This is a genomic window from Microbulbifer sp. ALW1, assembly GCF_009903625.1.
GTDB lineage: Bacteria > Pseudomonadota > Gammaproteobacteria > Pseudomonadales > Cellvibrionaceae > Microbulbifer.
Window position 1 is genome coordinate 20001 of the sequence record NZ_CP047569.1, and the last position, 23169, is coordinate 43169.

General features: G+C 61.0%; 19 protein-coding genes. 10 read left to right on the forward strand and 9 right to left on the reverse strand.

Features of this window, described 5'->3' with window-relative positions; translation table 11 throughout:
* Positions 1-27: 27 nt before the first annotated feature.
* Both GRX76_RS00105 and GRX76_RS00110 read left to right on the forward strand, forming a co-directional pair.
* The gene (locus GRX76_RS00105; protein ID WP_160151431.1) at positions 28-1410 is read left to right on the forward strand and encodes a peptidoglycan DD-metalloendopeptidase family protein; all 1383 of its coding nucleotides are present in this window, start codon (positions 28-30) and stop codon (positions 1408-1410) included.
* Entirely contained in the window at positions 1411-2523 is a 1113-nt protein-coding gene (locus GRX76_RS00110; protein ID WP_160151432.1) for an anhydro-N-acetylmuramic acid kinase, read from the forward strand.
* A 90-nt stretch (positions 2524-2613) separates the two neighbouring features.
* On the opposite strand, the gene erpA is transcribed toward GRX76_RS00110, so the two are convergent.
* From erpA to argC, 4 genes are all read right to left on the reverse strand, one after another.
* The gene (gene erpA, locus GRX76_RS00115) at positions 2614-2967 is read right to left on the reverse strand and encodes an iron-sulfur cluster insertion protein ErpA (RefSeq protein WP_160151433.1); all 354 of its coding nucleotides are present in this window, start codon (positions 2965-2967) and stop codon (positions 2614-2616) included.
* A 151-nt stretch (positions 2968-3118) separates the two neighbouring features.
* A complete protein-coding gene (locus tag GRX76_RS00120; RefSeq protein ID WP_236250482.1) occupies positions 3119-3526 on the reverse strand; it encodes a polymer-forming cytoskeletal protein in 408 nt (135 codons plus the stop codon).
* 115 nt (positions 3527-3641) lie between these two features.
* The gene (locus GRX76_RS00125; protein WP_160151435.1) at positions 3642-4382 is read right to left on the reverse strand and encodes a DUF6776 family protein; all 741 of its coding nucleotides are present in this window, start codon (positions 4380-4382) and stop codon (positions 3642-3644) included.
* 62 nt (positions 4383-4444) lie between these two features.
* A complete protein-coding gene (argC, locus tag GRX76_RS00130; protein WP_236250483.1) occupies positions 4445-5500 on the reverse strand; it encodes an N-acetyl-gamma-glutamyl-phosphate reductase in 1056 nt (351 codons plus the stop codon).
* Between the two features lie 131 nt (positions 5501-5631).
* Here argC and GRX76_RS00135 point away from each other — a divergent pair, with 131 nt between their 5' ends.
* The 7 genes from GRX76_RS00135 (at position 5632) to hemB (ending at position 13519) form a co-directional block, all read left to right on the forward strand.
* On the forward strand, positions 5632-7467 hold the full coding sequence (locus GRX76_RS00135; RefSeq protein WP_160151437.1) for a chloride channel protein: 1836 nt from the start codon (positions 5632-5634) through the stop codon (positions 7465-7467).
* Between the two features lie 102 nt (positions 7468-7569).
* Positions 7570-8004, forward strand: a complete 435-nt coding sequence (gene hemJ, locus GRX76_RS00140) for a protoporphyrinogen oxidase HemJ (RefSeq protein ID WP_160151438.1) — start codon at positions 7570-7572, stop codon at positions 8002-8004.
* Between the two features lie 185 nt (positions 8005-8189).
* Complete coding sequence (locus GRX76_RS00145; protein ID WP_160151439.1) at positions 8190-8981, forward strand: hydroxymethylpyrimidine/phosphomethylpyrimidine kinase; 792 nt, start codon at positions 8190-8192, stop codon at positions 8979-8981.
* 141 nt (positions 8982-9122) lie between these two features.
* Positions 9123-10406 carry a glutamate-1-semialdehyde 2,1-aminomutase gene (gene hemL, locus GRX76_RS00150; protein ID WP_160151440.1) on the forward strand — a complete coding sequence of 428 codons (1284 nt, stop codon included), beginning with the start codon at positions 9123-9125 and terminating at the stop codon, positions 10404-10406.
* 110 nt (positions 10407-10516) lie between these two features.
* Entirely contained in the window at positions 10517-11713 is a 1197-nt protein-coding gene (locus GRX76_RS00155; RefSeq protein ID WP_201276869.1) for a benzoate/H(+) symporter BenE family transporter, read from the forward strand.
* An 8-nt stretch (positions 11714-11721) separates the two neighbouring features.
* The gene (locus tag GRX76_RS00160; RefSeq protein WP_160151441.1) at positions 11722-12342 is read left to right on the forward strand and encodes a GntR family transcriptional regulator; all 621 of its coding nucleotides are present in this window, start codon (positions 11722-11724) and stop codon (positions 12340-12342) included.
* A 163-nt stretch (positions 12343-12505) separates the two neighbouring features.
* Positions 12506-13519, forward strand: a complete 1014-nt coding sequence (gene hemB / locus GRX76_RS00165; protein ID WP_160151442.1) for a porphobilinogen synthase — start codon at positions 12506-12508, stop codon at positions 13517-13519.
* A gap of 50 nt (positions 13520-13569) precedes the next feature.
* On the opposite strand, the gene GRX76_RS00170 is transcribed toward hemB, so the two are convergent.
* From GRX76_RS00170 to mrcB, 4 genes are all read right to left on the reverse strand, one after another.
* The gene (locus GRX76_RS00170) at positions 13570-15327 is read right to left on the reverse strand and encodes a cellulase family glycosylhydrolase (protein ID WP_160151443.1); all 1758 of its coding nucleotides are present in this window, start codon (positions 15325-15327) and stop codon (positions 13570-13572) included.
* Positions 15328-15556: 229 nt separating this feature from the next.
* The gene (locus GRX76_RS00175) at positions 15557-15883 is read right to left on the reverse strand and encodes a response regulator transcription factor (protein ID WP_160151444.1); all 327 of its coding nucleotides are present in this window, start codon (positions 15881-15883) and stop codon (positions 15557-15559) included.
* 202 nt (positions 15884-16085) lie between these two features.
* Positions 16086-17096, reverse strand: a complete 1011-nt coding sequence (locus GRX76_RS00180) for a response regulator (RefSeq protein ID WP_160151445.1) — start codon at positions 17094-17096, stop codon at positions 16086-16088.
* Between the two features lie 81 nt (positions 17097-17177).
* The gene (gene mrcB, locus GRX76_RS00185; protein WP_160151446.1) at positions 17178-19916 is read right to left on the reverse strand and encodes a penicillin-binding protein 1B; all 2739 of its coding nucleotides are present in this window, start codon (positions 19914-19916) and stop codon (positions 17178-17180) included.
* A 305-nt stretch (positions 19917-20221) separates the two neighbouring features.
* Between mrcB and GRX76_RS00190 the strand changes: the two genes are divergently transcribed.
* Positions 20222-21226 (forward strand): adenosine kinase, encoded by a 1005-nt coding sequence (locus GRX76_RS00190; RefSeq protein WP_160151447.1) that lies wholly within the window; start codon positions 20222-20224, stop codon positions 21224-21226.
* A 65-nt stretch (positions 21227-21291) separates the two neighbouring features.
* On the opposite strand, the gene GRX76_RS00195 is transcribed toward GRX76_RS00190, so the two are convergent.
* Positions 21292-23073, reverse strand: a complete 1782-nt coding sequence (locus GRX76_RS00195) for a bifunctional diguanylate cyclase/phosphodiesterase (protein WP_236250484.1) — start codon at positions 23071-23073, stop codon at positions 21292-21294.
* Between the last annotated feature and the right edge of the window lie 96 nt (positions 23074-23169).

Genomic DNA, 23169 nt, shown 5'->3' on the forward strand with positions numbered 1-23169 from the left:
CTGTCAGCGCAACCCCTGTATAACACCATGCAAGATCATCGCAAAAACCCCCGCCTGCTGGGCTCCATGGGTAAGCATTTCCCCCGCACACACGCCCTCGCAGCGGGCGCCGCCAGCTTCGCGCTTGCTCTGACACTGTTTATTTCCCCGCCGGAAGTAGAGGCCAAGCGCACTGCGCTGCCGGTGTCGCTCAGCGCCCCGGAAGAAGCCCCAGTCATCGCCGAAGCCGTCGCCGAGCCGGAAGTTAACGCCTCCGCGAGTGTTATGGAGGGACTGCGGGTCGTACAGGAAACTGTGCGCAACGGTGACACCCTCTCTGACCTGTTCCAGCGTGCCGGCATCAGCAGTGCGGAAATGTACCAGCTGTTGGCCAGTGGCAAAGAAGCCAAGCAATTGGCGAAGCTGGTACCCGGTGAGGAACTGACCTTCCAGATTAATGGCGAGGGCAGCCTGCAAACTCTAGAGCTGCATCGCGATCGCCTGAGCAAGGTGGAATTCAGCCGCGACAGCTCCGACGAATACAAGTATGCGCTGCACCAGCGCCAGCCCGACAGTTACACCGCCTTCCGCCAGGCCGAGATCCAAAGCTCACTGTTTGTCGATGGCAGCAAGGCAGGACTGAGCAACAACCTGATCATGGAAATGGCGGACATCTTTGGCTCCGATATCGACTTCGCCCTGGATATCCGCAAGGGCGACAGCTTTAGCGTGGTATTCAACGAAGAGTTCCTGGACGGAGAGAAAATCGGTAACGGCGCCATCCAGGCGGTGACCTTTACCAACCAGGGCAAAACCTTCAGCGCGGTGCGCTATACCGACAGCAACGGTGACACCAACTATTTCACCCCGGACGGCAAGAGTATGCGCAAGGCGTTTATCCGCACCCCGGTGGATATTGGTCGCATCAGCTCCCACTTCAACCCGCGCCGCCTGCACCCGATCTTCAAAACGCGCCGCCCCCACAACGGCACGGATTACGCCGCCCCGCGGGGCACCCCAGTGTACTCCGCCGGTGATGGCCGCGTGATCAAGGCCGGTTACAGCAAAGCCAACGGCAACTATGTGTTCGTACAACACGGTGAGCGCTACATCACCCGCTACCTGCACCTGAACAAGCGCAGCGTTAAACGTGGACAACGCGTCAAGCAGCGCCAGGTAATCGGAACCGTAGGATCCACCGGCTATGCCACAGGCCCCCACCTGCACTATGAATTCCTGGTGGATGGCCACCACCGCAACCCGGCGACCATTGTGCGCCAGTTGCCGAAGGCGAAAGCCATTCCCTCTGCGGAAATGGCCCGTTTCCAGGCCCAGACCCAACCGCTGATCGCCCAGCTGGAGCGCTTCGGACAACCAGCACTGGCCCAGAACCAGGACGAGAGTGACGAAACAAAGGATTCCGTAAACTGAATGACGGACCTCTACGTAGGCCTGATGTCCGGCACCAGCATCGACTGTATCGATGCGGTGCTGGTGGAGTTTTCGGATTCCGACGGCGCACTCCACTGCAAGACCGTGGCAGCACTGGGACACCCCATCAACTCGGAAATGCGCGAGTCAATCCTGGCACTTTGCGCCCCGGGCCCATCGGAGCTTGATCGCGCGGGGCAACTGGATCGTCTGCTGGGGCAGGAATTTGCCGATGCCACCCTGGCGGTTCTGCGCGAGGCCGGCGTCCAGCCGACTGCGGTAACCGCCATAGGTAGCCACGGCCAAACGGTGCGGCACCGCCCCCCGGGTTCAGTTTCCACCCCTTTCTCTCTCCAGCTCGGAGACCCCAACACCATTGCCGCAGTGACCGGCATTACCACCGTCGCCGACTTCCGCCGTCGGGATATGGCCCTGGGTGGCCAGGGCGCACCGCTGATGCCAGCGTTTCACAATGCCGTATTCCGCGCCGACCGGGACAGAGCCGTAGTCAATATCGGTGGCATGGCAAACATTACGGAGCTGTCGGCCGACGGCGGTGTACGTGGCTACGATACAGGCCCGGGCAATGCCCTGCTGGATTACTGGGTCAAGCTGCACCGCGGCAAAGCTTACGATGCCGACGGTGGCTGGGCCGCCAGTGGCAGGCCGCATCCGGAGCTACTGAACCGCTTGATGGCCGATCCATTCTTCAGTGCGCCAGCGCCGAAAAGTACTGGCCGAGAGGCATTCAATCCCAGCTGGTTGGAGCGCGCCTGCGCCGGGTTGGAACTGGCACCGGTCGATGTTCAGGCCACCCTGGCGGAAGTAACCGCAGCCTCCATTGCCGACGGGGTGCACGAATTTGCCCCCGGTGGCGAACTGCTGATTTGCGGTGGCGGTGCCCGCAACCAGGATCTGATGGAGAGACTGCGCCGACGATTGCCTACCTGGTCGGTCGCGGCAACGGATCAGTACGGTATCGATGCGGATTGGGTGGAAGGCGCAGGATTCGCGTGGCTGGCACGACAGACGATAATGGGGCTTAGCGGAAACTGCCCCGCCGTAACCGGTGCGGAGAAGGAAACCATACTGGGTGGTATCTTCCCGGCTTAGGCACAGCCGGGATACGGCGAGAAGGGCAATTCAGGCGCGACACCCGGAACAGGCACAATGGCAACTTCCGGGTATCCAGCCAGGGCGGGCTCAGATAGAGAAGGACGAACCGCAACCGCAGGTCGATGAGGCATTGGGGTTCTGGATCACAAAACGGGAGCCGGAAAGCCCCTCTTCATAATCCACGCTGGCGCCGACCAGATAGGGATAACTCATGGCATCGACCAACACCTGAATCCCGTCTTTCTCGACCACAGCGTCATCTTCGGCTACCAGCTCATCAAAGGTAAAACCGTACTGAAAACCAGAGCAGCCGCCACCGGTCACAAACACGCGCAGCTTCAGCTCAGGATTGCCTTCCTCTTCCAGCAACCCCTTCACCTTGGCAACAGCCTTTTCGGTCACCTGGACCGGATCGGGAGAAAAGGAAACAGCTTCAGACATAGATCACTCTCGAGACAGGTTCGCAACCCGCAAGCAGGTTGCCCACTTCCGGATTGGCCGTGGTGCGGGCGCATTATGGGTAAAACCCAGCAAACAGGTCAAGTATTGCCAAATTTGCCAGGTTTCACCAATTACCCCCGATAAAAAGGCTTTACTCAGCCTCTACGGTCTCTTCAGAGTAGCCAAGCATACGGGGCTCGCCCGCAGTATCGACTTCTACGTTGGACACCAGAGAACCGTTGACCTGGGCACCCTTGACCATCTCGATCAGCTTGTAGTGCACATTGCCTTCCACGATCGCCTTGGAAGCCAGCTCCAAGTGGCCGCTGGCGTGTACATCACCTTTCACATTGCCGTTCACCACGACATTCGGCACACGAATTTCGCCCTCGATCACACCGCCGTCAACGATTTGCAGACGGGCGTCGCTGTCACTGTGCGCGCAAACATTGCCGTTCACCCGACCTTCAACCACCAGGTTGCCGCGAAAGTGCAGGTCGCCGGTTACTTCGGTGTGACGGGCGATCAGGGTCGTATTGTTGCCACCAGTGTTAGCCATAGTTTTCTCTTTTTTCTTCAACATAATTCAACCAAAACCTCATGAATAGAGTGGAGCCTGGTAACTCCTGTGAAGCAATGCTGCGCTTCCTGTTGTCAGAAACCCAGTCAGAAACTCAGCTCTGCTGCACCAGCCAGCCATAACGCTGGTCAATACTGAACCCATTGCGTTTGCTGGATTTGAGCGACAATTCCACACCTTCCGGCACAAAACCTTCCGGCAACTGCAGCTCTCCCTCGATATTCTGGAAATACTTGAACCGCAGGGGGATGGATTCACTCTCCACCTGCTGCGACAGATCTGCCAGCGCATAGCGCCGCAGCTCGCCATCAACCTGACCAACGATAGTGAACTGTACCGCGCCGGTTACCACCTGATGGCGGGCCGCGGACTGCTGCACCAATAATTTGTACTGGTAACGACGCTCGCCGGCCTCGGAAATACTGAAGCGGCCGATGGATACCCCGTCGCTCCCTTCGGAGGGCGCCATAATGCCGCGATAGAAAGAAATCTCCTGGCGCAGCTCCGCGATCTGGTTTTCCTTGGCAACCAGCTCGCTGCGCACCGACTCACTGGCCTGCTCACCGATGGTCACCGATTGCTCGGCGGTCGCCGCCCTCACCCGTAATGCCTCTATTTCGGCCTTGAGGCGATCCACCTCATCCAGGGATTTGGCGTAGGCGCGGGTCTTTTCATCCAGGTTTTTGCTCAGCTGATACTGCCCGGCAAAGTAGGCGCCGGCACTGGTCGATAGCACCAGCAGGGTCACCCCCAGCACAGAAAAAACGCCGTGGAAGGGCCTGTGGGCCACCACCTTCATGCGGTACTGTTTGCTGCCTTTTACTTTGCGCGCCATGGGATCAGGAAAAGCTCTTTAATCGGTGTCGTGTATTTTGTTTTTTAGTGCTGTGCCAGATTCTAAGGCAGCAGTGCCGGGCTCTCCAGCCCCTGGTTCTCATTTAGGCCAAACATGATGTTCATGTTCTGCACCGCTTGTGCGGATGCGCCTTTCGCCAGGTTATCGATGACCGAGAGAACCACAACGGTATCGCGCTCCTGGGGCCGCAAAACGGCGATTCGGCACACATTGGTTCCGCGCACACTGCGGGTCTGAGGATGGCTGCCCGCCGGCATCACATCGACAAAGGGCTCGGACTGATAACGCTGTTCAAATAACTGCTGTAACGCCTCTTGGGTAGCCTTCGCATCGCCAGCGGACTTCAGTTTCGCGTAGAGCGTCGCGTGGATACCGCGCACCATGGGCAGCAAGTGTGGGACAAAGGTCAGCCCCACCTCGGCGCCCGCAGCCAAGCCCAGCCCCTGTTCGATTTCCGGCAAATGGCGGTGACCGGATGCGGCGTAGGCGCGGAAGCTGTCGTTGTTCTCGGCAAACAGCAGGTCCGTCTTGCCCTGGCGGCCGGCGCCACTGGCGCCGCTGGCCGCATTCGCGATCAACCCTTTCGGCTCAACCAGGCCCGCCTCCAGCAGGGGGATAAAACCCAATTGAATGGCCGTGGGGTAACAACCCGGGCAGGCGATCAGCTGCGCTTCTGCAATCTGCGCGCGGTTCACTTCCGGCAGACCGTACACCGCCTGCGCCGCCAGTTCCGGGCAGGCGTGCTGCTGGCCGTACCACTGCTCCCAAGCGGGGATGTCCTTCAGGCGGAAATCCGCGGACAGGTCGATCACGCGCACGCCGCGGGCAATCAACTCCGGCACCTGAGCCTGGGCAACGCCGTGGGGCGTGGCAAAAAACACCACATCGCACTGGGCCAGCTGATCCACATCCGGGGCACTGAATTTCAAGTCATAGTGACCGCGCAGGCTCGGGAAGAGTTCCACCACTGGGGTGCCAGCTTCGGCGCGGGAGGTGATCGCAGCCACCTCTACCTGGGCATGGCCCGACAGCAGGCGCAGTAATTCCACGCCCGTGTACCCCGTTCCACCTACGATTGCCGCTTTGATGACGCTCACTGTGACTCCTCGCTGTCCTCTGTCCCTGCACTGCGGTTTGCGGACCATCGCCGGGATCTGTTGGCTGGCGACGGCCCCTGTATACTGAGCCGTGCACTCTACCATAAGCTACCGAATTTAAAGGACTAACCGTGCGGTTTCGCCAGCAGCCAGACTCCCGATCATCCGCCTATGCACGCTTACGCCGCGGGGGATTGCTGGGGCTCCGCAGCGGTGTACTGAGCAGGGTGCAATTGCAGCTGTCTGCCCAGAACGCCCTGTCACTACTGATACTGCTGGCGTTGGTCATCGGTATCTGCGCAGGTCTGGTGGTGATCGGCTTTCGGCAAATCAGTGAAGGCCCCGCCATTCTCTACCTGCCACAGCTCGAAGATTTCGAATCCCTGCCGTCCCTCTGGCGTTTCCTGCTACCCGTCTGTGGCGCCCTGATGCTCGGCCTGATTTTCCACTGGGTAGCCCCCTCGGGCCGCCCTACCGGTGTGGTGCACGTGCTGGATCGCTTGCACAATCACCAGGGTCGAATGCCAATGAAAAACGCGGCATTGCAATTTCTTGCCGGCTCCCTGGCACTCCTCAGCGGCCAGTCCATCGGCCGCGAAGGCCCGTCGGTGCACCTGGGTGCGGCCAGCGGCAGCTGGGTTGCGCAGCGTTTGCGGCTACCGAACAATTCGGCGCGCACCATGCTGGCCTGCGGGGTTGCTGCGGCCATTGCCGCCTCCTTTAACACACCGTTGGCTGGCGTGATCTTCGCCATGGAAGTGGTGATGCTGGAGTACACGGTCAGTGGGTTCCTGCCGGTAATGATTGCCGCCGTCAGCGGTAGTGCGGCCACGCGCCTGGCGTTCGGCCACCAGGCCGCCTTCAGTGTGCCCGCCACCCAACTGCAGTCCCTCGCAGAGCTTCCCATCCTGTTCTGTTGCGCACTGGTTATCGGCGCACTGGCATCAATATTTATTATCAGCCAGCGCCACCTGGTGCCGCTGCAACAGAAGCACTCACCGCTGATTCGATTGCCCGCCGCCGGTATCGCCACCGGTATCCTCGCGCTGTGGGTTCCGGAAATCCTCGGCGCCGGCTACGACACGCTGGAACTAACGATGCTCGGGCAGCTGGGTACCGTCGCTCTGATTGCGATCGCACTCGCGAAATTGACCGCCACCGCACTCGCGACCGGGCTGGGGATTCCCGGTGGCGTTATCGGACCCAGTCTCATTCTGGGCGCCTGTATTGGCGGGACTGCGGGGCACCTGGCGAACCTGTGGCTGGGTGCCGCTACCGCCAGCCCCGGGCTCTATGCCATGGTGGGCATGGCGGCAATGATGGCGGCACTGCTGAATGCCCCCCTTGCGGCACTGCTCGCCATACTTGAGCTGACCTACAACCCCAACGTGCTGTTTCCGGGGATGATGACCATCGTCGTTGCCTGCCTGGTCAGCCGCCAGTTCTTTTCCACCGACGGTATTTATCAAGAGTCCCTGCGCGCCCTGGGGAAAAGCGGCACGCCCAGCTGGCGCGCGCAAATGCTTAACCGGGTGGGCGTTGCCAGCGTGATGGAAAAAGCCGTAGTGGTTACGCCACAACTCCTGGACAAAGCGCAGGCAGAAAGACTGATTGAGCAACAGCCGGCCTGGCTGCTGGTGGGTGCAGAAGGGACACCCCAGGCGCTGCGCACCGCGGACCTGGCGAACTTTTTACAGCGCCCGAAAACCGAAGAGTCCGACGAACCGACCCAGGAAGAAGCGCCGGAAGAAAAGATCGACCTGCTACGCCTGCCCGGGGAGCGCCTGCAGCTGGCCCCACTGAGCTGGCGCGCGACCCTGCTGGAGGCCCAGCAGCAATTGGACCAGCGAGGTGCCGACGCCCTCTATATCGGACGCGATTACGATCAGGGTAACCCCGGTGTACTGGACAGCGAAGTGGCGGGTATCATCCTGCCACAGCATATCGAACACTATTACCGGCAGTAGTTGTCCGTAGATAGTTGCCCGAAACGGATGTTCGACACTGGCCAAGTGCGCAACACACGCAATCATTACATAACCGGATAGGTATCCGGATAAGGAGCTTCAATGCTTTGGGTCAAAGCTTTCCACATTGTTTCCATGGTCTGCTGGTTTGCAGCGCTGTTCTATCTCCCCCGCCTGTTTGTCTACCACGTTGATGCCACCGATGCCCTGAGTAAAGACCGCTTCAATATCATGGAGCGCCGGCTGTACCGGGGCATTGCCACCCCATCGATGATTGCCACCATCGTATTTGGTATCTGGCTGATTCATATCAATTACTCCTACAACCCGGACTACTTCAAGACCTCGGGCTGGCTGCACGCCAAACTCACTCTGGTGGTGCTGCTGATCGGCTACCACCATATCTGCGGCAGCTATGTGAAAAAATTTGCGGCTGGTACCAACACCAAAAGCGGGCGCTATTTCCGTATCTTCAATGAGCTTCCGGTATTGGCACTGATCGCGATCGTGATTCTCGCGGTGGTGAAACCCTTCTGACCTAACATTTGTTGCCGCGACAATTCGCATTTTTGCGAAGTGGGGCGCCTGCAGCAACCGAGGGGGCAGCGTCGCCCCCTTGATCAGAGCTAGAATAAAACCACCGTTCAGGCAAAGTACCCACAGTCAGGGGAAGTGCCCACAGCCGGGAAAGAGCCCACAGTCAGGGAAGTGCACACAGCATCATGGATACGCGCCAGCCCATTGTTCTCACCGTTACCCACCACGACCCCAGTGGCAGCGCCGGCATTGCCGCCGATACCGAAACCGCCGCCAGCCTCGGCTGTCACTGCACCTCGGTGGTATCCGCCATCACGGTTGGCGACACCCGGGAACTGGCCGGGGTAGCTCCGGTAGACGAGAGCCTGCTGATTGAACAGGCGCGCGCGGTACTGGAAGATATGCCGGTTGCAGCGATTAAAATCGGCTATCTGGGTTCCGTGGAAAATGTGCACGCCCTGCACAGTGTGTTGCGCGACTACCCTGACATCCCCCTGATTATTGATCCCGACGCCACCCTGGCGGACAAAGAAAGCCTGCTGGCACCGCCGCTGTGGCGGGCCATGTGCGACCTGCTACTGCCCCTGGCCACACTGGTGGCCCCCAATCGACGGGAAGCCCGCGCCATGGCTGGGGAGGCCGATGTGCACGATGCCCAGGCCCAGGAACTGCTGGAAAGCGGCTGTAGCTACCTGCTACTCACCGGTGTCCCGGCCTGCGATCAGCAACTTGAAAACAGGCTCTACGACGTGCGCGGGCTGGTACGGGAATTCCGCTGGCAGCGCCTACCACCGGCAGCCTATGGTGCCTGTGGCACACTGACCACCGCCATTGCGTGTCACATTGCCCACGGTCTGACCATGCTGGAGGCCGTCAACCGCAGCCAGCAGTTCACCTGGAGCGCCATTGCCGACAGTCGCCGCCTGGGCATGGGCCGCCCGGTGCCCAATCGCCTCTTCTGGACCAAGAAGGACTGAGCCGCAGCCACGACTGCGCCATAAAAATTCTGCGCAATCCACCGCGCCGTTTGCGACCGCAGGCGGCGGTGAAGATAATAGCGCGCAGTAATCAATCCTTTCGTTTCCCTTCCCTTAATTTCAACCCAGTATCTGTACCCTATGAGCAAATCCGAATCCCTTTTTGCCGAAGCCCAGAAGGTCATCCCCGGTGGCGTCAATTCACCCGTGCGCGCTTTCCGCGCGGTGGGTGGAACCCCGATATTTATCGAGCGCGCCGCCGGCGCCTATCTGTATGACGCCGACGAAAAGCAATACATCGACTATGTGCAGTCCTGGGGCCCGATGGTGCTGGGTCACGCGCACCCGGATGTGATCGACGCCGTGGTGGAACAAGCCCAGTCCGGCCTCAGCTTCGGCGCGCCCACCGAGCTGGAAACCGAGCTGGCAGAAGAGCTGTGCCGCCTGTGGCCGAACATGGACCTGGTGCGCTTCGTCAACTCGGGCACCGAAGCCACCATGAGCGCCATCCGCCTGGCCCGCGGTCACACCGGCCGCGACAAGATCGTCAAATTTGAAGGCTGCTACCACGGCCACTCCGACTCCCTGCTGGTAAAAGCAGGCTCCGGCGCCCTGACCATGGGCGTGCCCTCTTCCCCCGGCGTGCCGGCGGCCCTGGCCGATCACACCATTACCCTGACCTACAACGATATCGAGGGTGTGAAAAAGTGCTTTGCGGAGATCGGCGACCAGATTGCCTGCATCATCGTTGAGCCAGTTGCGGGCAATATGAACTGCATCCCGCCGGTAGCGGGCTTCCTGGAAACCCTGCGGCAAGTGTGTGATCAGTCCGGTGCGGTACTGATCCTGGACGAGGTAATGACAGGCTTCCGCGTGAGCCTGACTGGCGCCCAAGGCTACTACGGTATCGACGCAGACATCACCACACTCGGCAAAGTGATCGGTGGCGGCATGCCGGTGGGTGCCTTCGGCGGCAAGCGCGAGATCATGGAAAAGATCGCGCCATTGGGCCCGGTGTACCAGGCAGGCACCTTGTCGGGCAACCCCATGGCGATGGTCGCCGGCCTCGAAACCCTGCAACTGATCCAGGAGCCCGGCCTGTACGAGCAACTCACCGCCAAGACTGACCGTCTGGTGGAAGGCATTCTGAGCGCGGCAAAAGAAGCAGGTATTCCGCTGACCGCCAACAAGGTGGGCAGCATGTTCGGCTTCTTCTTTACCGATGCGGAACAGGTGACCAACTACCAGCAGGTAATGGCCTGCGATACCGAGCGTTTCAACCGTTTCTTCCACGGCATGCTGGATGAGGGGGTCTACCTGGCGCCGGCCTCCTACGAAGCCGGCTTTATGTCCGCCGCCCACAGCGACGAGGACATCGACAACACCATCGCCGCCGCGCGCCGGGTGTTTGCCAAACTCTCCTGACGAGCCCTTCTGACAAACTCTTCTGACAACCCCCAGGGCAAACTCTACTGATTTGCCCTGGGGGGACTCGCCCCATAAAATGTATACATTTTTCTCAAGGTATACATTTTATGGAGCAGATCGCCCAGCGCTCACTGTTAGCCGATACCACCCTGTCAGCGATCAGCGCCGGCTTTGCCGCGGTGCTGGTGGGTTTTGCCAGTTCCGTGGCAATCGTGTTGCAGGCTGCAGCCGCCGCTGGCGCCAGTGAGACACAGATGGTCTCCTGGATCGGCGCCCTCGGCCTGGGCATGGGACTCACCTGCATCGGTTTTTCCTGGTACTACCGGGCGCCGGTGGTTACGGCCTGGTCCACGCCCGGTGCGGCACTGCTGATCACCAGTTTGCACGGTGTTTCACTGGCCGAAGCGGTGGGGGCCTTTATGTTCTGTGCACTGCTGACCCTGATACTGGGAGTTTCCGGCGCCTTCGAGCGCATCATGCAGCGGGTACCCCTGCCTATTGCCAGCGCCATGCTGGCCGGCATCCTGATGCAGTTCGGCTTATCGATTTTCACCTCATTGCAGGCAAAGCCACTGCTGGTGGGCGCCATGTTCGCCACTTACCTGATCGGGCGTCGCTGGCTGCCACGCTACGGTATCCTGCTGGTACTGGCGGTGGGGTTTGCAGCCAGCTGGCTGCTGGGAGAAGTGCACACAGAACAACTGGCGTGGTCCCTCGGGCGACTGCAGTGGATCGCGCCGGAATTCAACGTCCAGGTACTACTGGGTGTGGGCCTGCCGCTGTTCATTGTCACCATGACGTCACAGAACATACCCGGGGTCGCCACTCTGCGCGCCAGTGGTTATTCGCAGGTGCCCGTTTCCCCAGTGATCGGCGGCACCGGGCTGATGTCTCTGCTGCTGGCCCCCTGCGGTGGCTTTGCCTTTAATCTCGCGGCCATCTCCGCGGCTATCTGTACCGGTCCCGAGGCACACCCGGATCCGTCGCGCCGCTATGCCGCAGGTATTGCGGCAGGTGTTTTCTATCTGCTGGCGGGATTGTTTGGCGCCAGCGTGGTGGCACTGTTTGCCGCACTGCCCCAGGCAATGATCGCCGGTGTCGCCGGACTCGCACTGATCGGTGTCATCGGCTCCAGCCTCGCCGGCGCCACTGCCGACCCGCACCACCGCGAAGCCGCGCTGGTTACCCTACTGATTACCGCATCCGGGGTCAGTTTCTTCGGTATCGGCTCTGCCTTCTGGGGTCTTTTCTGTGGCCTCAGTTGCCACCTGCTTCTGACCAAGAATATGTTGCGGAGAGGTTAAGAGGCTAAATGGATCTTTACCAACAATTAAAAGCGGACCTGCAACAGGGTCGCTTCGCCCCCGGTGCTGTACTGAAGCAGACGCTACTGGCCGAGCTCTATGGTGTGAGCAGGATTCCGGTAAGGGACGCGCTCGCCCGCCTCAAAAGTGAAGGCTGGCTCACCGGGCACGGGAAGCGCGGCCTGGCCGTACCGCAGTTCGACCCGCAGGAAGCGGAAGATCTGTACCTGATGCGCATGCGCCTGGAACCATTGCTCCAAGAGCTGGCCGCGCCGAATCTAAACCGCGAAACCCTGGGTCGGGCGCGGGATATTCTGGATGCTATGGAGGCGTCACCAGCACTCGGGGCGGCAGAGATTGGCGCACTTAACTGGCAGTTCCACACCTGCCTCTACCGCGCGGCCGAGCGCCCTACCCTGTTTGCCGCGGTGGAGCAGCTGCACCGCCAGTGCGAGCGGTATATTGGCTTCCAATCCCGCAGCCTCGACTATCAGTCCACCAGTCAGGGGGAACACTATCAGCTGCTCGAATTTCTGGAGCGGGGCGAGAGCGCAGCGGCGGTAGCCCTGCTTGAACAGCATATTGCCCGCGCCGGGCGCGCCCTGGTTGAACACCTGTCGCGCAGCTGACGAGCCCCCGTTCCCGCAGGAACCAGGAACAAGCGGTGATCAACAGGTGCGCGCGTTTTGCTATGATTGCCGCCAGCCAGGGGCCGGCCAGGTGCCAGCCTGTACATCCGCTGCCCCGCCAACGACCGAACCTAGTTTCTATTTCCAGCCGGAGTGACCACCCATGAGTATCAGTCTTCAGCGCGGCGCCTACCCCAACACCCGCCTCCGCCGCCTGCGCGCCCAGGATTTTTCCCGCCGCCTGGTACGAGAGCATCAGCTCAGCTGCGACGATCTGATATTGCCGCTGTTCGTGATCGAGGGCCGCGGTGAAACCCAACGGGTCGCCTCCATGCCCGGCGTCGAGCGCCTGAGCGTCGACCTGCTGGCCCGAAAAGCCAAGGAACTGGTCGCCTTGGGGATTCCCGCCGTGGCCCTTTTCCCGGTAGTGGATGCCGCGCACAAATCCGACGATGCCCGCGCCGCCTATGATGCCGACGGCCTGGCCCAGCGCGCGGTGCGCGCGCTAAAAGACGCGGCGCCGGAGCTGGGTGTCATTACCGATGTCGCCCTGGACCCCTTCACCAGCCACGGCCAAGACGGGCTGATGGGCGACAATGGCTACATCGTCAACGACGACACCGTCGAGGTCCTGGTGCAGCAGGCACTGTCCCACGCCGCTGCCGGTGCCGATATGGTGGCCCCCTCCGACATGATGGACGGACGCATCGGCGCCATCCGCACGGCGCTGGAGCGGGACGGACACGTGAACACTCTGATCATGTCCTACGCCGCCAAATACGCCTCGGCCTACTACGGGCCTTTCCGCGATGCCGTAGGCTCCGCCGGCAACCTGAAAGGCGGCAACAAGTTCAGCTACCAGATGGATCCGGCCAATGGCGATGAGGCGCTGCACGAATGTGCCCTGGACATCCAGGAAGGCGCCGACATGATCATGGTGAAGCCGGGCATGCCCTACCTGGATATTGTGCGGCGGGTAAAAGACGAACTGCGCGTACCAACCTTCGCCTATCAGGTCAGCGGAGAGTACGCGATGCACTGCGCGGCTTTTGAAAATGGCTGGCTGAACCGTGAGCAGGTGATTCTGGAGTCCCTGATCGCGTTCAAGCGCGCGGGCGCCGACGGTGTTTTGACGTACTTCGCGGAAGAGGCGGCAAAATTGATTCAGGCGGGCTGACCCCGCCCTCAATTACCGTCACACCAGACGCAGCACCAAGCGGCGGGACCTCAACCGCCCGCTCCGTCAGGCGCTGCGGGTACCAGCTGCAGTGTCCCCAGCCGGGCACTGCCGGCAGCGGCCCGCACCACCAGCGTTTGCGGACCCGCTGCAAGGCGCACGACGGCCGAGTGGCGCGAGGGCGATTGCTCTGCCAACGGCGCCGGGTCGCCATCGTTTAACCAAAACTCCAGCGCCAGCGGACTGCCGGTCTCATCCAGCAGAGCCTCCAATACATAGCTCCCCGCGTGCTGCACTTCCAGGGTGTAACGCAGCCACTCCCCCGAATCCAGCTCTACCAGATTGTTGCCGGATGCTCCGGCACCGATATCCACTCCATCGTTGCGATAGCGGCGCCCGCGGTTCCACGGCGTGCGCTCGCCGCCGGTACTGACGTGGTAATTGGCAGTGTCATGATCGAGGTAGGCGATGCCGGGGCGCCCAAGGTCGTAGTCCACCGCGGCGATGACACCCCCGGCCTCGCGGTCGACACTGTGGGGGCGATATGCCCGCGGGCTGCGATCTCCGGGCTGGCGCAACATGGCATCAACCACATCCCGGTGCACTTCGGCGTGCTCATAGCGAATATCCACCTCGGCCAGCTGCATCAGCGCCGCATAAGCTGCTTCCGCGGTCGGCCGCGGACCTTCCCCTTTCCAGTAGTTCACCAGGTCCTGAAAGCCGGGATTGGGGTGTACTTCCAGAGGGTTATTGAAGCCGATTTTTTTCAGCGGCCAGAACGCCCAGCCAATCCCCTCGGACTCCACCAGCTCGATGGCGTCGGCAAACCAGGCATTGGAGTTCTCGCCGGACTCCCCGAGCCACAGGGGCACCCGGTATTGGTCCCGCAGCGCCAGCATACTGGCGATGCTCTCCCGGTTATTGTCATTCCAGTACTTGTGGAAACTCACCACCAGGTTGTCGTCCCAGGGCGGCATCACGCCGGCGTAGTTATTGCCCCAGCAGTTGCCCTCGATGATGAGCATGTGCTCCCGGTCCACCTCGCGGATCGCCGCAGTGATCTCCATCATCAGCGTGCGCAACGGCTCGTTGCCCTTCTCTGCACAGCCGTGCGGGTCATCGGTGCCGGCAAAGCCCCAGTTCGGTTCGTTAATCAGATCGTAAGCCGCGATGGCCGGCTCATTTTTATACCGTGCCGCCAGCTTGCGCCACAGGGCGACGGTTTTGGCGCGATTGGCGGGGCTGTCCCACAGGGAGGGGAGCTCCGGGTTGCGGTCGGAAATGGCGAAGTCATTGCCCTGGCCGCCAGGTGCGGCGTGCAAATCGAGGATCAGATAGAGATTGTATTTTTTACACCAGGCGAGCAGCTGGTCGGTGAGCGCGAAACCGGTTTCCAACCAGGTGTTCTGCCCGGGTACTGGCTCCTGTTCTACCGGCAGCGTGAACAGGTTGAAATGCATCGGCAGGCGCACGGAGTTATAGCCCCACGCCGCCATCGCCCGAATATCCTCTTCCCGCACCTGATTGGCTCGCCAGGCACGATAGAAATTCTCCGTTTTTTCCTCACCGATCAAGGCCCGGATATGTTCACGGATCACATGCTGCTGGCCAAGGTTGCCCAGTCCCAGCATGTAGCCTTCCTGCAGCATCCAGCCCCCGAGCCCCATCCCCCGCAGCAGTAGCGGCTCGCCGTCGGCATCGACGATGGCAGTGCCCTCGGCGCGCACATAGCCGTCTGCCTGCACGTTACTGGCGAACAAAACCGCCAAAGCGATTGCGAATAAAGTGTGTATTGCCTGTTTCGGCATCTGGGCCCCCTTTGATCGACCTTATTGGTCAGGGCCCATTGACGCACACTCCCCCGGAGCACTTCGTCCCACTTGCGGGCAGGGCGCAAGCTGACACGGAACCACAAACCGGGACCACAAAAAAACCGGCAAAAGCCGGTTAAGTTTTACGCACTCGCGATATCCAGTTCCTAGCCAGGGCTGCTTGCCTGTCTTCTCCAGCACTCGCTTGCCTGTTTCAGCGCGTGCTTCACACGATATTGCGCGCGACACACTTGGCGATCAACTGACCCGAGTTGCGGCACCCGGCCTTGCGCAGAATATTTTTGCGATGATTCTTCACCGTGTGCGTGGAGATACTCAGTCGATCGGCGATATCCCCGCTGGTCGCCCCCACGGCAATCAGTGCCAGAACTTCTTTTTCCCGACGGCTGAACAGGGTTGCCGGACTGGAGTCCGCAGCCTCCCTGACCGAGGGCAGTTCCCCCGGTAAATCCCTGCTCACCTCTGGTCCCTCAAGGGTACCACTGGTCTCATTGTCCCCCACCAGCAGCACCCGAAAACCTGCCCCCAACATCGTATCTCCCCCCATTAAATTCCCAATTACCCCCAGCCGCAGTGGCTTTCCCCAGAACGGGACGCTTTAGAGCCAACTGCTGGCGGGAATTTAGCTAGGAAGAGGGGTTGCGGTCTTTGAAAGCTTTTGAAACCTTGTGAAACCCCCGATTTACGGGGGCTGCAGGGAACCGGGCAGCTCCAGGAAGAGACTAAGGAAGAGGCTAGGGAAGAGAGCTTTGCCCCTCGGGTTCGGCGCCCGATTGACGCTCGAGCAGAGGCAAAACCAGCTGGTAAAGTTCCTCGGAGGTCACCGCCACGCCGTTACCGCCCCGCTGACGCACCAGCTGTCGCTGGGATTCCGACGGCATGATGGTATACAGAAAGTACGGAGTTTGATTCTGCTTGCTGCGGATACGCTCCATCAATTTAAAGCCGGCCAACGGCTCATCCCCGCGCCCCATGTCGGAGATCACCGCGTCGTAGCGGTACATGGACAATAGCACCAGTGCGTCTTCCGTATTGGTCGCAATATAGACCGCAACTCCCTGAGATTCGAAGTAGCTGCGCTCGGCAATATTGTTGTCCGGGTTGTCGTCCACCCACAGGAGGCGACCGCGCACGTTGGGCGCCTCACCGATCACCAGCGGCACGCCTTCGCTGGGAATCCTGCGCGCGGTAATCAGGTACACCGTCAGGGCGGTGATTAGCAACAATACCCCCAATCCAGCCAGAGTCCGCCAGTAGGAGAGACGGGGCGGCGCTGCCGCGGCACTGTCGGGGGCAGGCGCAGGGGCGGGAGAATGCTCCGAGAACTCGGTAGCGGCCCCGCCCTCCATTGCCGGGAGCGGTTCCGGGATCATGGCCACGTCGGGCCTGTCAGGTAGGGGTAATTCCTCCGCCGCGGACTCTGCCAACGGCTGCATCCGTTCGGCCAGTTCCGGCGACAGCCGATAACCGCGGCCATGCAGTGTCTGGATCAGCGGCCCCTGATAACCCTGCTCGCGAAACCACTTGCGTGTGTCAGACACCAGGCGGCCCAGGGACCAGTGCGATACCACCGTATTTGGCCACAGCTGGTCGAGGAGAAACTGGCGCTCGCAACAGTCGGGATAGGCCCCGATCAGAAGGGAAAGTAGGTGTAACTGGCGCGCATCTGCGTCCAACGCAGCACCGCCAGCAGTGAGGTGCCACTGCCCGGTATCGAGTATGAATTTATCAAAGCCGTACTGCATGAGTCACAGGTTTGTGAAATAAGAATCACTTTCGCCGTGAATTATGACCGATTCAGTACCAATGACGCCATAGTCTGTTGTTTACGGCCACTGGTCATCCTGCTGGGGCGGCCAGGGCTGCGCATCCTCAACCGGCGCTCCGCGGCGGCGATCATCCTCTCGCTGAAGCTCTTGTTCTCGCTGAAGCTCCTCCGTCCGCAGGCGCTCCTCAAGAACCCGGCGCTCTTCCTGGGCGCGGCGCTCCTCCTCGAGATAGCGCTGCTCCTGAATACGGCCGGACTCCTCCAGGCGCCGCAGGCGCTCCGCTTCCGTCTGTGGCACCGCCTCTTCCCGGATGCGGTCGTCGCGCTGTTGGGGAATCGACTGGGGCTGCTCCCGCTGCAACTGTTCGCGCAGCTCCTGCTCCCGCTGTCGCTGCAGTTGCTCGCGGCGTTGCTGCTCGGGGTCGATACCCCAGCCCGGGGTCATATCCTCCCGTGGCGCCACGTCCTTCTCTTCCTCGCGGTCAAACCAGTTGCGGAACCAGCCGCGGCTCTGGCAGCGGGGGTCGGTTTCCAGCCGGCTTTCCACCGACACCGGAATCTCGCGCCCGCCCTGGCAATTGCGCGGATCCATATACTCGCCTTTCTCATTGACCGGCTTCCATTCCACGCCGCGCGGCGCCTGGATGCGGCCATGGCGATGGGGCAGCTTGCGCATGATTTCGGTCCACACACTGAGGGCGCCGGTGGCACCGGTGAGACTGGTGCGCTCGTTGTCATCCCGGCCCAGCCATACCACCGCTGTCACTCCCGGGCTAAAACCGGCAAACCAGCTGTCGCGATAGTTGTTGGTAGTGCCGGTCTTACCGGCAAAGGGCACACTGTTGGGCAGGCGGCGATAGGCGCTCTTGCCGGTACCCTCGCGCATCACCTGTTCCATGCCGTAGCGCAGCAGGTAGATGGGCACTTCATCCACTCCTCGATTGGATTTGGGTCGAAAACGCTGCACCTGATTGCCATCGGCGTCGGATACTGCCAGCAGGGTGCGCGGTTCCACGTGTTCCCCCCCATTGGCAAAGGTCTGGTACATGCCCGCCACTTCAAACGGGGTCATCTCCACCGCCCCCAGAAACAGAGACGGCAACCGCGGCAGGCTGGCCTGGACCCCCAGGCGACGAATGGTCTGGCGCACATTTTCTATGCCCAGCTCCAGGCCCAGGCGCGCGGTGGCCTGATTGTAGGAACGCGACAGGGCGACATACAGCGGCACCTGGCCGTGACTGCGGTTATTGAAGTTGGCCGGCATCCACACCTGGCCATCCTGGGTCACTTCACGAATGGGCGCATCATCGATCAGGGTGCCAAGGTTGTATTCATGGGTGCGCTCCAGCGCAGTGAGGTAAACCGCCGGCTTGATCAGAGAACCCACCTGGCGACGCGCCTCCAAAGCGCGGTTGAATCCCGGATAGTGGGGGCGGCGGTCCCCCACCATGGCCAGCACATTGCCGCTGACATTTTCCAGAATCACCGTGGCCCCCTGCAGGGAATCCGCTTTGATACCGCGATCCTTTTCCAGCTTGTCCGCGCCCTGGCTGATGGCGTCTTCCGCCAGCTGCTGCACCGAGGGAGACAGTGTGGTGTATACCCGCAGGCCCGCGGTGCGCAATTCCTCAACGGAGTAATAGGGGCGCAACTCTTCCAGAAGACGCTCGGTAAAGGCGGGATAGGGATTCTGTGCCGCCGCGCCGGCAGCCGCCACTTCCAGCGGTTTTTTGCGCAGGCGGTCGTACTGTTCCTGGGTGACCAGCTTCTGCTCCAGCATCACATCCAGCACCGTATTGCGCCGCTCCAGCGCCCGCTCCGGATTGCGCCAGGGGTTGTAGTAGGAAGCGCCCTTGGCCAACCCCACCAGTAGTGCAATCTGGTGCGGTTCCAGCTGGGCGAGAGGCTTCTGGAAATAGAATTCCGACGCCAGGCCGAAGCCGTAAATGGCACGACTGCCCTGCTGCCCCAGCCAGACTTCGTTGATGTATTCCTGCAGGATGTACGCCTTGTCGTAATGGACCTCCATCAGGATGGCCATCAGGGCTTCATTGAATTTGCGCCACAGGCTGGGCTTGTGGTCAAAGAAGATGTTCTTCACCAGCTGCTGGGTGATGGTGGAGCCACCCTGTACCACGCCGCCGGCCTTGAAATTGGCGACCATGGCGCGGGCTATGCCCCGGGGTGACACCCCGAAGTGATGCACAAAGTCCTGGTCTTCCACCGCAATCAGGGTGGCCCCCAGCAACGGTGGTATCTCCTCTACGCGCACCGGCGTACGGTCGTCGCCACCGCCGAGCAGGGTGCCGATGGGTGCCGCGTCGAGACGGAACTCTTTGAGGCTGCCGCCAGCCTCGTCGCGCAGCCCGGTCAGCTCGTCATTGCGCAGGCGGAAGCGAACCTTGGCGGCTGCTTCGCGCTTGTCGGCGTGGATAAAGTCGCGCCGCCACACCAGGTATTCCATGCCGTCGCGCTGCCACTGCCCCGGTTCTTCCACCGCCGGGACTTTCTTGTAATTGAGCGCAGCAAACTCCGACTCCAGCTCATCCGGGCGCATGACCATACCCGAGTGCAGGACCAGCGGGCGCGCGTAGACCCGCGCCGGCAGCTGGTACTGGCGGCTGTCGAGGCGCTCGCGCAGCTGCACGTCCAGCCACACCATATAGCCGGCGAGCAGCAGCACTCCCAGCAGAGCCAGCAGACTGAGGCGCTTGATCCAGCGGCGCAGCCTTCCAGAGCTGTTTCTTCGGCCTTTTGTGTTACTACTTGTGTTATTACGGCGCTTGGTTGATGCCATATCGCTTTAAATAAACTCTTTGCTCTAAAGGAAATCGGCCGGGTAGCACAGGCACACCCTCGCCTTTTTATAGCCAGCTTTTATAAGGTCAGCTTGGCACAAGTCAAACCCGGCGGGTCATTTCCCGCCGCCGCTGCAAACTTGCACTTGACCGTCTGGCCGCCATAATGCCCCGGCGCCCGCCCGATGCGGGCCCGAGTTTGTAAACTACTTTTGCACACTCACCTGAATACAGACGCCCGAATACAGCGGCTAGCCGCAACGGAATCCTCAACCGAACCCTAAGGAACCCCACGGAAATCACTATGCACCAGTACGACCTCTACGGCATCGGCGCCGCTCTCCTCGATACCGAAATTGAAGTCACCGACAGTGACCTGCAAGACCTGGGCGTCGACAAGGGGGTTATGACACTGGTGGACGACAGTCGTCAGCAACAGCTGGTGGACGACCTCAAAAACCACCTGGTCACAGCGAGCCACGCCTGTGGCGGTTCCGGCGCCAATACCGTGATCGCTGCCAGCTACTTTGGCCTCGATACCTTTTATTCCTGTAAGGTCGCCGCCGATGATAATGGCGATTTCTATCGCGACAACCTCGCCGCCGCCGGCGTCGCCTATCCCGCAGCGCTACAGAACGCCGATGCAGGTACCACCGGTAAATGCCTGGTACTGATTACCCCGGATGCCGAGCGCAGTATGAATACCTTTCTCGGTATCAGCGCGGAGCTTTCCACCGCAGAACTGGACAGCAGTGCCCTGAGCCAGTCCCGCTGGGCCTATATCGAAGGCTATCTGGTCTCCTCCCCCACCGGCCGCGCCGCGGCCATTGCCCTACGCGAACAGGCGGAAGCCAGCGGCGTAAAAACCGCCCTGAGCCTATCCGACCCCATGATGGTGCAACTGTTCCACGACGGCCTGAAAGAAATGCTCGGCAACGGCGTCGACCTGCTGTTCTGCAACCGCGACGAAGCCCTGCAGTTCTGCGGCACCCAGTCCCTGGAAGAGGCGGCTCAAACCCTACGCAATTACAGCAAAGCCTTCGCCATCACCCTGGGTGCGGACGGCGCGCTGCTGTGGGACGGCGAACAGGAAGTCCGCGTTGCGGCGCCAAGTATCAAGGCGATCGACACCAATGGCGCAGGCGATATGTTTGCCGGCGCCTTCCTGTACGGCATCAACCGCGACATGGGTTTTGCGGAGGCGGGAGAATTGGCCTGCAGGGCTGCGGCACAGGTAGTGAGCCAGTACGGCCCGAGACTGCGCGCGGAGCAGCATCAGGGACTGCTGGCCCGGTCTGCCAAGGCATAACGATAAGGGCCCGCGAAAGAGCGGGCCCGTTTCACCGAATCATTAACGATTCACCGCGTTTGCCGCTAATTTACTGCCGTCGTCGGCCGCGGTCCGCTGATTTCTGGCAGGCAGGAAGCGGCGGCGATTCCGAAACCCTGGGCGTAATCCACCCCCATAATCCGCAGCTTTTCCAGCAGCTCCGGGGTTTCGGCAAATTCTGCAATGGTGCTGATGCCCATGCGCTTGGCCAGGTGATCCACGGTGCTGACCATGGCGCTGTCAATTTCGTCTTCCAGCATATTACGCACGAAAGAACCATCGATCTTCAGGTAGTCCACCGGTAACTGGCGCAGATACGCCAGTGACGAAGCGCCGCGGCCGAAATCGTCCAGGGCAAAACTGCAGCCCGCCGCGCGCAACTTGTGAATAAACACCAGCGCCCGATCCAGGTTGTTGATGGCGCAGGTTTCGGTGATCTCGAACTGTACCCGCGACGGCGCTACCCCGGCCTCGGTCAGCTCCCGCAGCACGAAATCTGCAAACAATTCATCCCCGAGACTGATGCCGGAAATATTGATGGCGTAGTGGAAGCCACCGGCGCCGCTGCTCTGCTCCAGCGCCATGTAGCGGAAAATATTGCGGATTACCCAGCGGTCCACCTCATCGATCATGCCGTAGCGCTCTGCGGCCGGCAGGAACAATCCGGGGGAGATCACATCGCCATCGCGCCCCTGCATGCGCACCAATACCTCGTAGTGGTGCACCCGATTTTTGTCTTGCAGGGCAACGACCGGCTGGCGGTAGAGCAGCAAGCGATCCTCGCGGATGGCCGCGTGAATCTCGGCCAGCCAGGTACTCTCGCGGCGCTTTTCCAGTGCCTTGCGGGAGTCACCAAAAAACTTCACCCGGTTGCGCCCCTGGTCGCGCGCTGCGCTGCAGGCATCGTTGGCCGAGGCCAGCAATTGGCTGGCGGGGGGAGCATGGGTGTCCACGCTCACCGCGCCAATGGAGAGTGCCGGGCGGGTTTCACTGTCGTCCCACTGGAATACATAACCACTGACCGCCTCGCGCAAGCGGGTAACAATGCGCTTGGCTTCCTCGAGGGTGCAGTCTTTCAACAGCAATGCAAACTCGTCACTGCCAACGCGGCCGAGCAGATCGCCGTTGCCCAGGCAACGGGTGAGAATCTTGGCCAGCGCAATCAGCAGGGCATCACCGGCACTGTAACCCAGGGTGTCGTTGACCACTTTGAACTGGTATACGTCGAGGTACAGCAGGATATGGCGCTGTTTGGGTCCGGTATCCTGGTTCAGCAACTGCTGTAACGCATACTCGAAGGTTTGCCGATTGGGGAGATGGGTCAGGGCGTCGTGGCTGCTTTGCCAGCTGAGGCGGGAAGAAATTCTGCGGGCTTCGGAGGTATGCCGCAGTATCAGCACATAACCTTCCAGGTTTACCCCGTCACGGAGGCTGTTGATCTGGACGCTGACCTCGACCAGCTCACCGGTGTCACGGCGAATATTGGCGCGCAATTCGCGCCGGCTGGGTATATCCCCTTCGGCGCTCTCATCCCCCACCAGATTCAGGTCAAGCCGGCTGCCCTGATCATCCACCAGCGGCAGGCCATCGGCGAGTAACTGCCCCGGTAACAGCCCCATCAAATTGCCGCAGAGCTCTCCCGCCAGAGGATTGCTGTAACGAATGCGGCCACTGCAATCGGTAACCACGACCCCATCGGCAACTTCTCCCAGCGCCAGTTCCGCAGCCGCTGCACTGAGGTGCCCTACAGACGATGCGTCCGTATCAACCTCTTGCAGCTGGCCGTGGTATTCGGCGTTTTTCGGCGTGAACTCAGTCAATGGCATTCCATCTCGGCCGGCTCGGGGAGCCGGCACTTCTCGGGCAGACTTCTGCAGGCTGCCATAAGTGGGCGTAAGGCGCTCGCGTCAGGGAAAATAATA

Coding starts and splice junctions, on each gene's coding strand:
- GRX76_RS00105 (WP_160151431.1), top strand. CDS start 28: ATGCAAGATCATCGCAAAAACCCCCGCCTGCTGGGCTCCATGGGTAAG.
- GRX76_RS00110 (WP_160151432.1), top strand. CDS start 1,411: ATGACGGACCTCTACGTAGGCCTGATGTCCGGCACCAGCATCGACTGT.
- erpA (WP_160151433.1), bottom strand. CDS start 2,967: ATGTCTGAAGCTGTTTCCTTTTCTCCCGATCCGGTCCAGGTGACCGAA.
- GRX76_RS00120 (WP_236250482.1), bottom strand. CDS start 3,526: ATGGCTAACACTGGTGGCAACAATACGACCCTGATCGCCCGTCACACC.
- GRX76_RS00125 (WP_160151435.1), bottom strand. CDS start 4,382: ATGGCGCGCAAAGTAAAAGGCAGCAAACAGTACCGCATGAAGGTGGTG.
- hemJ (WP_160151438.1), top strand. CDS start 7,570: ATGCTTTGGGTCAAAGCTTTCCACATTGTTTCCATGGTCTGCTGGTTT.
- GRX76_RS00145 (WP_160151439.1), top strand. CDS start 8,190: ATGGATACGCGCCAGCCCATTGTTCTCACCGTTACCCACCACGACCCC.
- hemL (WP_160151440.1), top strand. CDS start 9,123: ATGAGCAAATCCGAATCCCTTTTTGCCGAAGCCCAGAAGGTCATCCCC.
- GRX76_RS00155 (WP_201276869.1), top strand. CDS start 10,517: ATGGAGCAGATCGCCCAGCGCTCACTGTTAGCCGATACCACCCTGTCA.
- GRX76_RS00160 (WP_160151441.1), top strand. CDS start 11,722: ATGGATCTTTACCAACAATTAAAAGCGGACCTGCAACAGGGTCGCTTC.
- hemB (WP_160151442.1), top strand. CDS start 12,506: ATGAGTATCAGTCTTCAGCGCGGCGCCTACCCCAACACCCGCCTCCGC.
- GRX76_RS00170 (WP_160151443.1), bottom strand. CDS start 15,327: ATGCCGAAACAGGCAATACACACTTTATTCGCAATCGCTTTGGCGGTT.
- GRX76_RS00175 (WP_160151444.1), bottom strand. CDS start 15,883: ATGTTGGGGGCAGGTTTTCGGGTGCTGCTGGTGGGGGACAATGAGACC.
- GRX76_RS00180 (WP_160151445.1), bottom strand. CDS start 17,096: ATGCAGTACGGCTTTGATAAATTCATACTCGATACCGGGCAGTGGCAC.
- mrcB (WP_160151446.1), bottom strand. CDS start 19,916: ATGGCATCAACCAAGCGCCGTAATAACACAAGTAGTAACACAAAAGGC.
- GRX76_RS00190 (WP_160151447.1), top strand. CDS start 20,222: ATGCACCAGTACGACCTCTACGGCATCGGCGCCGCTCTCCTCGATACC.
- GRX76_RS00195 (WP_236250484.1), bottom strand. CDS start 23,073: ATGCCATTGACTGAGTTCACGCCGAAAAACGCCGAATACCACGGCCAG.